This window comes from Gordonia sp. (in: high G+C Gram-positive bacteria) (assembly GCF_049647785.1).
Taxonomy (GTDB): domain Bacteria; phylum Actinomycetota; class Actinomycetes; order Mycobacteriales; family Mycobacteriaceae; genus Gordonia.
The window spans coordinates 19,251-34,045 of sequence record NZ_JBARYI010000018.1 but is presented as its reverse complement, the minus strand read 5'-3'; the positions used below and the strand labels follow the sequence as shown (position 1 = coordinate 34,045).

At 63.6% G+C, this 14,795-nt stretch carries 11 protein-coding genes; all 11 read left to right on the top strand.

Features of this window, described 5'->3' with window-relative positions:
* Window positions 1-19: 19 nt before the first annotated feature.
* On the top strand, window positions 20-1,219 hold the full coding sequence (glf, locus tag WBA38_RS02235; protein WP_424321946.1) for a UDP-galactopyranose mutase: 1,200 nt from the start codon (window positions 20-22) through the stop codon (window positions 1,217-1,219).
* On the top strand, window positions 1,220-3,115 hold the full coding sequence (locus tag WBA38_RS02230; RefSeq protein ID WP_424321945.1) for a glycosyltransferase: 1,896 nt from the start codon (window positions 1,220-1,222) through the stop codon (window positions 3,113-3,115).
* Between the two features lie 46 nt (window positions 3,116-3,161).
* Entirely contained in the window at window positions 3,162-3,734 is a 573-nt protein-coding gene (locus tag WBA38_RS02225; protein WP_424321957.1) for a phosphatase PAP2 family protein, read from the top strand.
* 10 nt (window positions 3,735-3,744) lie between these two features.
* On the top strand, window positions 3,745-4,668 hold the full coding sequence (locus WBA38_RS02220; RefSeq protein WP_424296594.1) for a decaprenyl-phosphate phosphoribosyltransferase: 924 nt from the start codon (window positions 3,745-3,747) through the stop codon (window positions 4,666-4,668).
* Complete coding sequence (locus WBA38_RS02215) at window positions 4,655-6,673, top strand: hypothetical protein (RefSeq protein ID WP_424296596.1); 2,019 nt, start codon at window positions 4,655-4,657, stop codon at window positions 6,671-6,673. Before WBA38_RS02220 ends, WBA38_RS02215 begins: the two co-directional genes overlap by 14 nt.
* 386 nt (window positions 6,674-7,059) lie before the next feature.
* Window positions 7,060-8,058, top strand: coding sequence for an alpha/beta hydrolase (locus WBA38_RS02210; protein ID WP_424296598.1), 999 nt, complete (start codon window positions 7,060-7,062; stop codon window positions 8,056-8,058).
* Between the two features lie 393 nt (window positions 8,059-8,451).
* Window positions 8,452-9,873 carry an alpha/beta hydrolase-fold protein gene (locus WBA38_RS02205; protein ID WP_424296609.1) on the top strand — a complete coding sequence of 474 codons (1,422 nt, stop codon included), beginning with the start codon at window positions 8,452-8,454 and terminating at the stop codon, window positions 9,871-9,873.
* A 137-nt stretch (window positions 9,874-10,010) separates the two neighbouring features.
* Window positions 10,011-10,574 carry a DUF732 domain-containing protein gene (locus tag WBA38_RS02200; protein ID WP_424296600.1) on the top strand — a complete coding sequence of 188 codons (564 nt, stop codon included), beginning with the start codon at window positions 10,011-10,013 and terminating at the stop codon, window positions 10,572-10,574.
* Window positions 10,568-11,548, top strand: a complete 981-nt coding sequence (locus WBA38_RS02195; RefSeq protein WP_424321944.1) for a cutinase family protein — start codon at window positions 10,568-10,570, stop codon at window positions 11,546-11,548. The genes WBA38_RS02200 and WBA38_RS02195 overlap by 7 nt, the downstream gene beginning before the upstream one ends.
* A gap of 143 nt (window positions 11,549-11,691) precedes the next feature.
* On the top strand, window positions 11,692-12,702 hold the full coding sequence (locus WBA38_RS02190; protein WP_424296603.1) for an LLM class F420-dependent oxidoreductase: 1,011 nt from the start codon (window positions 11,692-11,694) through the stop codon (window positions 12,700-12,702).
* Between the two features lie 113 nt (window positions 12,703-12,815).
* Window positions 12,816-14,717, top strand: coding sequence for a long-chain-fatty-acid--AMP ligase FadD32 (fadD32, locus tag WBA38_RS02185; RefSeq protein ID WP_424296605.1), 1,902 nt, complete (start codon window positions 12,816-12,818; stop codon window positions 14,715-14,717).
* Window positions 14,718-14,795 lie beyond the last annotated feature (78 nt).

Here is a 14,795-nt window from a genome sequence, read left to right as displayed (position 1 = left end):
TCCGATAGGCTGAACAGCCGTGACGGACAACAACACGTATGACTTAATCGTGGTCGGTTCAGGCTTCTACGGCCTGACCGTCGCTGAACGGGCGGCAACGCAGCTCGGTAAGCGTGTGCTCGTCGTCGAACGGCGCGATCACATCGGTGGAAACGCCTACTCGGAGGCCGAGCCCGAGACCGGAATTGAAGTCCACAAGTACGGTGCCCACCTGTTCCACACCTCCAACGAGCGCGTGTGGGAGTACGTCAACAACTTCACCTCGTTCACCGGCTACCAGCACCGCGTTTTCGCCATGCACGACGGCCAGGCCTACCAATTCCCGATGGGCCTCGGCTTGGTGTCCCAGTTCTTCGGCCGCTACTTCACGCCCGACGAAGCGCGCGCATTGATCGCCGAGCAGGCGTCCGAGGTGGAGACCGGTTCGGCCGCGAACTTTGAAGAAAAGGCCATCAGCCTGATCGGCCGCCCCCTCTACGAGGCGTTCATCAAGCACTACACCGCAAAGCAGTGGGAGACCGATCCCAAGAACCTGCCCGCGGGCAACATCACGCGACTGCCGGTCCGGTACAACTTCGACAACCGGTACTTCAGCGACACATACGAAGGTCTGCCCGTCGACGGCTACACCGCGTGGCTGGAGAACATGGCCGCCGACGACCGCATCGAGGTACGACTGTCGACCGACTGGTTCGACGTCCGCGACGAGATTGTCGCCGCGAGCCCCGACGCGCCGATCGTTTACACCGGTCCGCTCGACCGTTACTTCGATTACTCGGCTGGCCGCCTCGGCTGGCGCACCCTCGACTTTGAGCTCGAAGTGCTGCCGACCGGCGACTTCCAGGGCACCCCGGTGATGAACTACAACGACGCCGACGTTCCGTTCACCCGCATCCACGAGTTCCGCCACTTCCACCCGGAACGCAAGAACTACCCGTCCGACAAAACGGTCATCATGCGGGAATTTGGTCGGTTCGCCAAGGACGAAGACGAGCCGTACTACCCGATCAACACCCCCGACGACCGCGAGATGCTGGCCGCCTACCGCGAGTTGGCGAAGGCCGAGGTCGCCGCATCGAAGGTGTTGTTCGGCGGTCGCCTCGGCACCTACCAGTACTTGGACATGCACATGGCGATCGCGAGTGCGCTGACCATGTTCGACAACACCCTGGCCCCGCACCTGCGCGACGGTGCGCCGCTGGCCGAAGAGGAGAACTGAATGCCGGACACGCCAACGCAAGCCGTGAGCCTGCTGCAGCGAGTGATCTTTCCGCGCCAGGGCGAGCCCCTCGACGTGCGGTCGTTGTACCTGGAGGAGTCGGCGAGCAACAGCTCCCGCGCGCACGCCCCGAATCGGACGAGCGTTCGCCTGGCCGCCGATTCCGAGGTCAGCTTCGCGACTTACTTCAACGCGTTCGCGGCGTCGTACTGGCGCCACTGGACCGTCCTGGATTCGGTGATCTTGCACGTGGAGGTCAAGGGCACCGCCCGCGTTGACCTGTACCGCTCCAAGATCGACGGTGCGCGCATCGCCATCGGCGGCGACCTCGTGTCCTCGACCGACGACGGTGTCGGCGTCTTCGAGTTCCAAACCGATCTCGGCCCATTCGAGGACGGCGGCTGGATTTGGTTCGACATCACGACCGCCTCCGACGCCGAAGTGGTGTCCGCTGGCTGGTATGCGCCGATTGAGGCGCCGACCGACAACGACAATCGCGTCACCGTCGGCATCCCGACGTTCAACCGCCCGGGCGACGCCGTTGCCGCTTTGGCCGCATTGACCTCGGACCCGATGGTCGACGCCGTTATCGACGCCGTCCTGATGCCCGACCAAGGCACCAAGAACGTGGTCGACGAACCCGGCTACGCGGAAGCGGCAGCGGGCCTCGGTGACCGCCTGCACATCTTCGACCAGGGCAACCTTGGCGGTTCGGGCGGCTACGCCCGCATCCTGTACGAGGCGCTGCGCCTGACCGACAGCCCGTACATCCTGTACATGGACGACGACATCATGATCGAGCCCGACTCGATCCTGCGAGCGCTGGCCATGTCGAGGTTCGCGAAGTCGCCGATGCTCGTCGGCGGCCAGATGTTGAACCTGCAGGACCGCAGCCACTTGCATTCCATGGGCGAGGTCATCGACTGGGGCAAGTTCATGTGGACGGCTGCCCCGTTCGTCGAATACGATCACGACTTCTCCAAGTATCCGCTGAGCGACCGCGACAACTCGAAGAACCTGCACCGCCGCATCGACGTTGAAGGCAACGGCTGGTGGATGTGCATGTTCCCGCGCGAGGTCGCCGAAACCATCGGACTGCCGCTCCCGCTGTTCATTAAGTGGGATGACTGGGAATTCGCCCTCCGTGCCGAGCGTGCGGGCTATCCGACGGTCACCGTTCCCGGCATCGCGATCTGGCATATGGCCTGGAGCGATAAGGACGACGCCATCGACTGGCAGGCGTACTTCCACCTCCGGAACCGCCTGGTGGTGGCGTCGATGTACACCGACGGCGCCATCGACGGAATTTTGAAGTCGATGGCGAAGGCCACGGCCAAGCACCTGCTGTGCCTGGAGTACTCGACGGTCGCCATCCAGAATGAGGCGATCCGCGACTTCCTCGCCGGCCCCGACCACATTCGGGAGATTCTGCCGACCGCGCTCGGGAAGGTCGCGGCCATCCGCAAGGGCTACCCGGACGCCGTGGTTTTGCCATCGGCAACCGAATTGCCGACCGCCACCGGTGAGGCCACCGCGCTCGGCGCGAACGAGCCCAAGGGACCGATCGCCAAGGTGAAGGCCCTGGCCGCCGCGGTCGTCAATAACGCACGCCCGGCCGACCCGCGACACCACAGTGTTCCGCAGGCCAACTACCCGCCAATCGAGGCCCGCTGGTTCTCGCTCGGTCGCGTCGACGGTGTCACCGTCACCACCGCGGACGGCCGTGGCGTGGTGTACCGCCAGCGCGACCGCGACAAGATGATCGCCCTCGGTAAGGAGTCGGCGGCTCTGGTGAAGCAACTGCGCGACGAGTTCGATGCCAAACGTGTCGAATACCGTGCCGCACACGACGACCTCGTCAGCAAGGAAAGTTGGGCACGTGTCTTCGGTATCTAAGGAAACAGCATCGCTTAACCAGGGCCCCGCCACCGGTGAGGCCGCGATGCTCGTCGGCATCCAGGACGCGATCGCCGATCGACCGGGGGTGCTTCCTGCCGCGCGCGGACTGTCGCACTTCGGCGAGCATTCCCTCGGCTGGCTGGCGCTCGCCGGTGCCGGTGCCTACTCAGCGCACCGCCGTGGCGATACCGTCGCTCGTCGCCGGTACATCGAGGCAGGCGCGGGTGCCTTTGTCGCTCACGCGGCGTCGGTGGTCATTAAGCGAGTGGTCCGACGCAAGCGGCCGAACCACCCCGACATCCGCATCGGTGTGGGGACCCCGAGCAAGCTCAGCTTCCCGTCAAGCCACGCAACGTCGACAACCGCGGCCGCTATCCTTTTGGGCCGGGCGACCGGCAAACCGGGCGCGCAAATTTTGGTGCCGGCGGCCATCGTCCCGCCCATGCTGCTTTCGCGTCTTGTTCTAGGTGTCCATTACCCTTCCGATGTGGCCGGTGGCGCGCTTGTTGGCGCGCTGACTGCGGCTGCGGTGATCGCCGCAGAGGCAAAGTGCGCAGAGGTAAAGAGCGCAGAGGCAAAGAGCACAGATGCAAGAAACCGAGACTCGAGCAAGTGAGGAACCACCGATGAGCGAGGAGCCGATCGAGCACGGCGTCCCTAAACCGCCAAAGAATTTGGCGGCGGGCCTGATCAAGGCCATGCGCCCCCGTCAGTGGGTCAAGAACGTATTGGTGCTGGCCGCACCGATGGCGGCCGGTACGGCAACGCTGACCGACGGTCACCGCATGCTCAATGTCGGTATCGCATTTGTGGCGTTCTGCCTGGTCGCGTCGGCGGTGTACCTCGTCAACGATGCACTCGACGTGGAAGCCGATCGCCAGCATCCGACGAAGCGGTTCCGGCCGATCGCGGCTGGCGTGGTCCCGGTCAATCTCGCCTACACCCTCGCGGTAGTCCTGTCTGTGGCGTCGATCGCCATCGCGTACCTCGCGAACTGGCAGACTGCCGTCACGATTGCCGTCTACCTGGTGATTCAGCTCGGCTACTGCTTCGGGCTCAAGCACCAACCGGTCATCGACATCTGCATCGTGTCGTCCGGCTTCCTGCTGCGGGCGATCGCCGGTGGCGTGGCTGCGGAACTTCCCGAGGGCCTGTCGAAGTGGTTCCTGCTGGTCATGGCCTTCGGTTCGCTGTTCATGGCGGCCGGTAAGCGCTATGCCGAACTGCAGTTGGCGCAGCGAACCGGTGCCAAGATCCGCAAGTCGCTCGAGTACTACACGACCACCTACCTGCGGTTCGTGTGGACGCTGGCGGCGACCGCCGTTGTCCTTTGCTACGGCATGTGGGCGTTCGACGACACCCGCAGCGACAACGTCTTCTACGCAATCTCGATGGTGCCGTTCACGATCGCGATCCTGCGGTACGCGGTCGACGTCGACGGTGGCGAAGCTGGCGAACCCGAAGAGGTGGCCCTCGGCGACCGCGCACTCCAGTTACTGGCCCTGGCCTGGGTCGTGCTCGTAGGTATCGCGGTATATGTCCCACTCTGAAGTCTTGGCGACCTCTGATGTTCCAGAGACTCAGAGCCGCCGTCGACTGATTGCGCCGATCGCGAGTTTCTCGATCGGCGCGATCGTCGTTACGGTGCTGTTTGCGATTGGTGCCTGGCAGCGACGGTGGATCGCTGACGACGGCCTGATCGTCCTACGAACAGTCCGGAACTTGCTGGCCGGTAACGGTCCGGTCTTTAACGCGGGCGAACGCGTCGAGGCCAATACTTCGACCGCCTGGACGTACCTGATCTGGTTCTGGAGCTGGGTGACCGGTGCCGAGCAGACCGAGTATGTGGTGCTGTGGGTGGCGCTGGTCCTGTCGATTGCCGCCGTGCCGCTGGCGATGTACGGGACGGCACGACTGTACGGTCGCCGGGCAATGAGCCCCGGCCTCACCTTGATTCTTCCGCTCGGTGCGATTGTCTACATCGTGGTGCCGCCAGCGCGCGACTTCGCGACCTCGGGACTGGAGAACGGCCTGACGATCTTCTGGATCGCCGCCCTCTGGTGCCAGTTCTTGGCTTGGGGACGTCGTGATCCGGCGAATCCGACCCGTCGCTCGCGCGCAGCGTTCCTTGCCTTGACCTTCACTGCCGGTCTGGCGCCGCTGGTGCGACCGGAGATCACGATTCTGGGCGGACTGGTGCTGTTGGTGCTGTTTGCCTCGCGGATCGGCTGGCGGATGCGCGTGGCTATGGTCGTCGTCGCGGGCGCGCTCCCGATCGGCTATCAAATCTTCCGCATGGGCTACTACGCCGTGCTGGTTCCCAACCCGGCCATCGCCAAGGATGCCAGCGGCTCCAAATGGCAGCAGGGTTTCGCCTACTTGGGCAACCTGTTCAGTCCGTATACGTTGCTGCTGCCGGTGATCGTCGCGGTGATAGCGGGCATCCTGCTGGCCGTCGGCTCGTACCTGTCGCGCCGCACGTCGCAGAGTGAGGCCACGACGGCTGAGCCAGTCAAGGCCAGCACGTCCGGCGTACCGGACATCCTCGGCGACGAGATTGACGCACCGAGCCCGACGGCCCGGCTACAAAACCGATGGTCGTGGATCGTCGATCGCCTGCAGACACAAAACACCGTCGTGGTGACGGTCTTGGTCGCCGGACTGATTCTGGGCCTGTACTGGCTGCGTCAGGGCGGCGACTTCATGCACGGCCGTGTGCTCTTGGCACCGCTGTTTATTCTGCTGCTCCCGGTCATGGTGATTCCGGTGTCGCTTCCGGCGTCGCTGTCGACGAAGCGTTCGCGGATCCAACTCGGTACGGGATTGGTCCTGCTGGGCGGAGTCATTACTACCGTCTGGTGGGGAGTGGCCGTCAACCAGACGGTGCTGTCCGGCGCGGGGATGGACATCAGCCGCGACGGCATCGTCGACGAACGCCGGTTCTACGTCACCAATATGGGTAACGAGAATCCGGTAACGGCACAGGACTATCTGGACTATCCGCGCATGCGAGCCATGGTCAGGATGATCGATGAGTCGGAAGCGCGCGGTGGCGGTGTGCTGCTGTCGTCGGCGAACTTCGACGAGTGGTACTACTCGCCGTTGCCAGCGAAGATGCCGCCGGGAATCCCCCGCGAGACCACGGTGTACTTCCTTAACTTGGGTATGACGAGCATGAACGCCCCGCTCGATGTCCGGGTCGTCGACCAGATGGGGCTGGCCTACCCGCTGGCGGCCCATACGGCGCGTTTGACGGACGGTCGCATCGGACATGACAAACGACTGCCCAGCGAGTGGGTTATCGCCGAGAGTGGCGTTATGGGCGGATTCCCGGGCTTCCTGGGTAGGGACGACGTGAAGATGGCGCGGGTGGCGTTGAGTTGCCCAATGACGCAGGCGCGGTTCGCGTCGTACAAGGACACATGGAGTTTTGCGCGATTCCGGCACAATTTGCGTCAGGCTGCGGAGTTCAACTCGTACCGGATTGCTCGTGAACCGAAGTACGAGATTGAGCGTTGCGGGCTGGTCATGCCGCCGGGATTGCAGGGAAAGTGACAGGGCGGCAGTGGGTTTCGGTCTGCGAACCTGAGCGTCAGCTTGGTCGTAGTTAAGCCGATCCTGTGTCGGATGTCTCTCAATGGCTTGCCTGCGGAGATATCGAAACGGTAACGTCCCTCATCGGTCGAGCGATAGTCATGGCGTGGTCGAAAGCGGAGGCATCTGGTGTCTCTAGCGCGACCTGCCGTGTATGGCCAGTACCGACACTGTGATTAGAGTCACAGCGTTTGGTGCGGGTTGGCGAGTCGAATAGGCTCGCACTATCGAGTTGCAGGTGTGACGTGAGTGACGAAGGTTGCCACGTCCGTCCATCGCAACCGTAATGCGCCAGCCTGAGGGCTGGGTATGAACTTTGGAAGCAAATGTTAGGGAGACAGCAGTCAATGCGCGAAGCTAAGAGCAAACCGCACGCTGGCCATCGGCGGTTCACAGCGGTCCTCGTCGCAGTGCTCACTGCCATGGGCCTGATGGGAACCGCACTGGGTGCGGGTCCGTCGAGTGGTGCCGCATACGCGGGCTTCACGATCGACGCCTGTGGAATGCCGACCAACGGTGCCTTCGGCAACAAGTCGATGAAGCCCGGTGTCGTCAGGGTTCAGGCATGGCGTAAGCCGGGTAACTCCCGCACCGTCATCCTGCTGGACGGCATGCGCGCCGGCTACGACCGCAGCGGCTGGGACATCGAGACCAACGCCAAGCGTCTGGCCGACCGGGGCGTCAACGTCGTCATGCCGGTGGGTGGCCCCAACAGCTTCTACACCGACTGGGATGCTCCCTCGAACTTCAACGGTCAGCGCAAGGCCTACAAGTGGGGCTGCGTGATCGATAAGCGCCTCGTGCCCGCACTGCGCTCCAGGGGCTTCGCCAGCAAGGGTGGCAAGTACGCGATCATGGGTCTGTCCATGGGTGGCGGTGCCGCTCTGGTGCACGCCGCGCAGCGTCGCGACCTGTACTACGCAGCCGGCTCGATGTCGGGCTACCTGACCCTGTCGGCACCGGGTATGCGCACCGCACTGCGTATGGCGATGCTCGACGTTGCTCCGGCACCGTGGAACATTGACGCCATGTGGGGACCTCCGTGGAGCCCGCGCTGGACCGCTAACGATCCGATGATGCTCATCAACCGCATGCATGGCCTCAAGGTCTTCGTTGGTTCGGGTAACGGCTTCTTCGGTCGCTACAACTACCCGGGCAACGTCGGCGACGACCTCCTGAAGGGCACCCCGCTGGAGCTGCTCGCCTTCGCTCAGGCCAAGGCCTTCGAGGCGGCGGCATTCCTCCAGGGTGTGCCGGTGATGTCCTACTCGGCCAACGGCACCCACGCGTGGGGCTACTGGCAGGACATGCTGTGGAACGCCTACAGCCGCGGATTCTTCCGCTAGGCCAGATCTAACGAGAGCTGGGCCGCGACATCGCTAACGCGAAGTCGCGGCCCAGCTTTTGTTTTGCCGTCTCACGCCGCAATCCCACCCCCCGATTGCCCCTTTTCTGTCACAAACCGTGGTCGCGCAGCGACCGGACCGTCGCCGATCACCGTGATCGGTGACGGTCTGGTCGAATCGTGACAGAAAAGGGAAACGGGCGAAGCGCGGGAAACGGTGGAAGCGAGAAACATTAGTCACACAATTCACATGCGTCACAGCGTGGCGCGCACAGTTCGGCCCGCTTCCCGTGTAGAAAACAGAACGAGGCGCTCGGTTTTGTGAACGGAGTGCGATAAGCGCAGTCGGGGGACTCGTGAGGAGCAGGCAGTGAAGAAGTGGACGGGCCGGACGATGAATGGCGGGGCGGTGCGCAGACGCCGCGCGGCGAGTATCGCCGTCGCTGTGACAATGGTGGCGGCACTAGTGCCGATGGGCGTAGGTTCGGCGACGGCCGAACCGGCACCCAAGCCGCCGACGCAGCAGGCCCCCGCTAAGCCGAAGCCCAAGCCAAAGCCGAAGGCTGACAAGCCCGCACCGCCAGCACGCCCGGCACCGGCCGCGAAGCCGGCGACGGTCACCAAGACCTTTTGGTACGACGCGCACCGCGTGGCGCTGTGGGTGCGTTCGCCCGCGATGGGCACCGACATCCAGGTGCAATTGCTGCTGGCGCGCGATTGGTTCTCGAACCCTGCCGCCAAGTTCCCGCAGTTGACCATGCTCGACGGCCTCCGCGCGCAGGACGACCAAAACGGTTGGTTGATCAACACCAACGTTGCGCAGTTCTACCAAGATAAGAACGTCAACGTGGTGCTGCCCGTCGGCGGCGAGTCCAGCTTCTACACCGACTGGAAAGAACCCGACCGCGGCAAGAACTACAAGTGGGAAACATTCCTCATTCGGGAACTGCCACCCATCCTGGAAGGTCAGTGGCGGTCGACGAATGTTCGCGCCATCCAGGGCCTGTCCATGGGTGGCACGGCGGCCATGATGCTGGCCGCCCGTAACCCGGGCTTCTACAAGTTCGCGGGATCGTTCTCCGGCATTCTGCAGATGTCGTCGTACGGCATGCCGCAAGCCATTCAGTTCGCCCTGCGCGACGGTGGCGGCTACGACTCATCGAAGATGTTCGGACCGCCGTCTGATCCCGCGTGGAAGGAGCACGACCCCTACTTGCTGGCCGAGAAGCTCAAGGGAACCAGTCTGTACATCTCCTCGGGCAACGGTGTGGTCGGCCCGCACGACAAGCCGTCCGACATTCCACTGCTGGCAACGAACTACTCCGGTGTTGGCCTCGAGGTGCTCTCGCGCGTCACCAGCCAGCAGTTTGCTGCGCAACTGAACAAGCTCGGTATTCCTGGGCAGGCGGTGTACCGCCCGTCGGGTACCCACACCTGGCCGTACTGGCAGTTCGAAATGATGCAGGCGTGGCCGCAGGCCGCCGGAGCCCTCGGCTTGGGCAATGATGCGGTGGCTTGCCAGGTTGGGGATGCCTTCAAGAAGGCTCCGCAGGTTAAGGGGCTGGGCGGCTGCCTGACTCCCGAATACGCCGTTCCCGGTGGCCGGGCGCAAGACTTCCGCAACGGTCGGATCTTCACCGGGCCGAAGGGGCCCAGGGTGGTTGCCGGTGCGATTGGTGGTGCCTATGTGCCCGCCTTCGACCGTCTCGGGCTTCCGACCAGTGACGAGATGACCGGTCGCGACGGCGTCAAATTCAATACCGTCGAACGCGGAAAAATCACGTGGACTCCCCAGGGTGGCGCTCGCGTCGAATGACGTGGGTCACCGCCAGCGGGTCTACCGCGGCCCGCTGGCGGGGTTATCTGAATTTCCTCTGAGGGTTTACCGTGTCTTCGCAGGTAAAGCCCTTTGCGGGACCGAACTAGGCCGAAAGCGACGGTAGGCTGTCAGACATGACTGTCAAGTACATGCGCATCGCCGCTGCGGCCGGTGCACTCGCTGTTGCAGTGGGGACATTGACCGCGTGCAACGACTCGTCGACGGCGAGCGCGCCGATCGGCACCGCACCAGTCACCACCACCACGATGCCGGGATCGAATCCTTCCTCGGCGTCGGCAGAGGTTTCGAAGGCATCGCAGGAAGCATCGCGGGAAGCTGCTGCTGGCGCGTCGAAGGCTTCGGTCTCGCCGCCCGATACCGCGCCCAATAACTCGACGTCGGTCCCGAAGAATTTCCCCGGTGGCGCGCCGCCGCCCAGTGGCATCAAGCTGAGCGACAAGGACAAGGCTTACCTCGCAGATTTGAAGCGACAGAACGTCTCGTTCATGGGCGACACGGACAACAATGTCGCGCTGACCATGGGGCACTACGTGTGCGACGCGCAAGCGCAGAAAGCCGACCCCATGCTGGTTAAGGCCTATGTGCGGGCAGCGATCGGCCCCATGACCAAGACCGAGGCGGAAGCGAACGATAAGTCCGCGAAGGTAATCACCGCGGCAGAGAAGAATCTGTGCTGAGAAAGCGTAAGTGGGGCAAGCTGCTGCTGATTGTGCTGGCGCTCGGCCTGGTTGCGCTTCTTCTCATTGGCTTTCTCATCTTCCAATGGCTTAAGCCGACCCCCGCGCCCCCAGGCCTCGGTCCGGAAACTACGACCACCGCGCCACCGAGCCGGCCCAATGCGCAACCGGCCGACTGCCCGGATGTGTTGACGCTGGTGTTCCCCGGTACCTGGGAGTCAAGTCCCAACGACGACCCGTATGCGCCGCATGCGAACAAGAATTCGTTGATGCTGAAAGTGTCGTCGCAGCTGCAGGAGAAGTTCCCGCGTTCGCGCACCGAGGTTTACACGGTGCCGTACAAGGCGCAGTTCCGTAATCCCACCAATCTCGCGGATCGGCAGGCCGACTACAACGACTCGCGGAAGCAAGGCACGGCCCGCGGGTCGATCAAGCTGAAGAAGACCTACGAGCACTGCCCGCTGACCCGGTACCTTCTGTTGGGCTTCTCGCAGGGTGCCGTCATCGCTGGCGACCTCGCCAGCAATATGGCGAATGACCGCGGCCCCATCCCGGCGGCCGACCAAGATTTGATCATCGGAGTCGGGCTCATTGCCGACGGCCGACGCGAACCTGGCCAGGAGTCCGACGTCATGCCCAGTCCTCCCGGTGTGGGGGCCGAAATCGCTCTCGCGGGGTTCGGCAGCCTGGTTCCCGGAATCCGCATGTCCGGTCCCCGGGTGGGCGGCTTCGCCGAGATCTCCAACCGCGTCCGGTCGATCTGTGCCCCAGGTGACCTGATCTGCGATTCTCCGACGATCCGGGATCCGCTGAAGGCCATCGGCCAATTGGCCAATGCGGCAGGCAATCCCGTGCACGCCATGTACGCAACACCGCGCTATTGGAAGACCAAGGGCGGCCGGACAGCCGTTCAGTGGATGACTGATTGGGCGTCGACAACAATCAAGGGTGCTCCCCATCCCGCTCACAATTAGCGGTGGTCGTGGGCAGGTGTCGACCGCGGCACAGTTGCGTCGTATCGCTGCCGCTGAGCTTGGGGAACACGGCCGCCTGAGATAACCTTCTCGGGTTGGGGCCCGCTACGCGGCGGCCGCAGACCATTGAGGAGAGATACTTCGTGACGACTGCCCAAGACTCGTCGACGCATAACGTTGACGGACTTCGGAAGTTCCGCTTCGGTGCGGGCGGCGAAGGCAATAAAGACGAGGGTGGCGCCCGTAAATTCGTCAAGCTCGCCCAAACTGCCGAAGAATACGGATACGACACTTTCGCGATCCCGGATCACCTGGGCAACCAGGTGGGGCCGCTCGCGGCGCTCGGTGCCCTGTCTCAGGCCACCAGCACGATTCGCCTGGCGACGTCGGTGCTCGCAAACGGTTTCCGGCATCCGGCGCTGCTGGCGAAGGAAGCCACCACCATCGACGTGCTGTCGAAGGGTCGGCTTGAACTAGGCATCGGCGCTGGCTGGATGAAAGAAGAGTTCGACAAGGCCGGTATCGAATTCGGTACCCCCGGCGAACGCATCCGCAAGCTCGACGAAGCGTTGACCATCCTCGACCAACTGATGCGCGGCCAGACGGTCGACTTCGACGGCGAGTTCTACACCATCAAGGGCCTGGAAGGTTCCCCCCGTCCGCGGCAGGGACCTCGCCCGCCAATCGCCGTTGGCGGCGGTGGCCCCAAAATGCTTGCGCTGGCCGCAAAGCACGCAGACATTATCTCCGTGGCCACCGGCACCACCGTCGATGGCCGACTGCGACTGTCGGACATGACAATGGAAAAGACCATTGAGCGCGTCGACCGGATTCGACAGGCCGCAGGCGACCGGTTCGACGAAATCGAACTGAACTGGACCATCGCGACCATCGTCATCACCGACGACCGTGTCGCGACCGCCGAGATGGCGTTGAAGGCACTGGAAAGCGGATACCCGCCCAACATTGCCCGCGATGTGGAGCTGACGGTCGACGACATTTTGTCGTCCCCGTACCTGGCGTTCGGTAGCTTTGAGGAAATCGCTGATCAGATCCGTGAGGTTCGTCGGCAGACCACCATGAGTTACGTCGGGATCTTCCCGACACAGATGGACGCCTTTGCGCCCGTCATCCCGCTTCTGCGGGGAGAGTAAACTAATCGAGGTTTTCGTACGTTCGGGGGGACGACACGGGCGTGTCGGAAAAGGAACGCGTGCGGAAGTAGTGACGCAGACCGTGCAGAGAGTGCGGATACAGGAGTTTTTGGATGCTGAATACCGAGTTCGAGCAGTTCCTTGACGAGACCGGCAATCTTCGCTTTAGCGAGGACGCAACGCTGGTCGACTACGTCGAGCGCAACGTGCGTGAGCAGGCGGATACCCTCGCCTACCGGTTTCTTGATTTCAGCCGCGAACGCGACGGCGAACGTATCGACCTGACCTGGTCGCAGTTCGGCAAGCGCTTGCGCGCTGTCGCGGCTCGCCTGCAGCAGGTGACCAAGCCGGGCGACCGCGTCGCTATCTTGGCGCCGCAGTCGCTGGAGTACGTGATCGGCTTCTTCGCGTCGCTGTACGCCAGCAACATTGCGGTGCCGCTGTTCAGCCCCGACGAGCCCGGCCACACCGACCGGTTGATCGCCGTCCTGGCCGACTGCCAGCCCGCCGCGATCCTGACGTCGACCAAGTCGGCCGAAGCCGTCCGCGACTTCTTCGCTGATCGTCCCGCCAAGGACCGCCCGCGCGTTATCGCCGTCGACGCCGTCCCGGACTCGGTTGGATCGAGCTGGGTTCCGCCCGTCGCCGACTACAACAACCTCCACTCGGTTGCCTACCTGCAGTACACCTCGGGTTCGACCCGTGTGCCCGCCGGCGTCGAGATCACCTACGAGGCGGTCGCCGCGAACTGCCTGCAGATTTACGACACGATTGAAATCGACCGCAATGCTCGCGGCGTCACCTGGTTGCCGATGTTCCACGACATGGGTTTGCTGACGGTGATCCTCCCGGCGCTCGGCGGCCGCTACGTCACCATCATGAGCCCGCTCGCCTTTGTCCGCCGCCCCGGTCGTTGGATCCGCGAACTCGCCGCGGACGACGACCATGCGCCGACCTACGCCGCCGCCCCCAACTTCGCTTACGAGCACGCTGCTCTCCGCGGCCTGCCGCGCGAAGGCGAAGACCTCGACCTGTCGAACGTCATCGGCCTGATCAACGGTTCCGAGCCGGTCACGGTGAGCTCGATGCGCAAGTTCAACGAGGCATTCGGCCCGTACGGGCTGTCGCCGAAGGCCATCAAGCCCTGCTATGGCATGGCCGAAGCCACGCTGTTCGTGTCGGCCACCCAGCGCGACAACGAAGCACTCGTCAACTATGTCGACCGTGACCGGTTGAACGCTGGCGAATTTGTGCCCGTTGATCCCGAAGCCGAGGGCGCTGTTGCCCAGGTTTCGTGCGGTCAGGTCGCACTGAGCCAGTGGGCCGCCATCGTCGACCCAGAGACCGGTGCTGAGATGCCCGACGGTCGCGTCGGCGAGATCTGGCTCAACGGCCTGAACATCGGCGAAGGCTACTGGAACAAGGACGAAGAGACTGCCGAAACGTTCCACAACGTCATCTCCAAGCCGCTCGATGAGGGCAGCCACACCATCGGTGCCAGCAAGCCGGACCGGTGGATGCGCACCGGCGACTTCGGTGTCTGGTACGAGAACGAGTTGTACATCACCGGTCGCGTCAAGGACCTGGTGATCGTCGACGGCCGCAATCACTACCCGCAGGACCTCGAGTACAGCGCGCAGGAGTCGAGCACGGCCCTGCGTCCGGGCTTCGTCGCAGCGTTTGCGGTGCCCGCCAACCAGCTCCCGAAGGAAGTTTTCGAGAGCGGTCACAGCGGTTTGAGCTACGACCCCGACGACGCTTCTGAGCAGTTGGTGATCGTTGCTGAGCGCGGCTCGGGTCGCAAAACCGACGCTCAGGAGGTCGCCGATACGGTGCGCGCCGCCGTCGCCGGCCGCCACGGTGTCATGGTTCGGGACCTGCTGTTGGCTCCCGCTGGATCGATCCCGCGCACGTCAAGCGGCAAAATTGCCCGACGCGCCACCAAGGCTGCCTACATTGATGGCACCTTGCGCGGTGGGTACCAGCAGACGGCGTTCCCCGACGCGGGCGCATGAACATAGCAGTGAGCCCGGTACGTCACGAGGTGGCGTACCGGGCTCGTTTGCTAATAACAAGTAACGCGATCGGTAGGC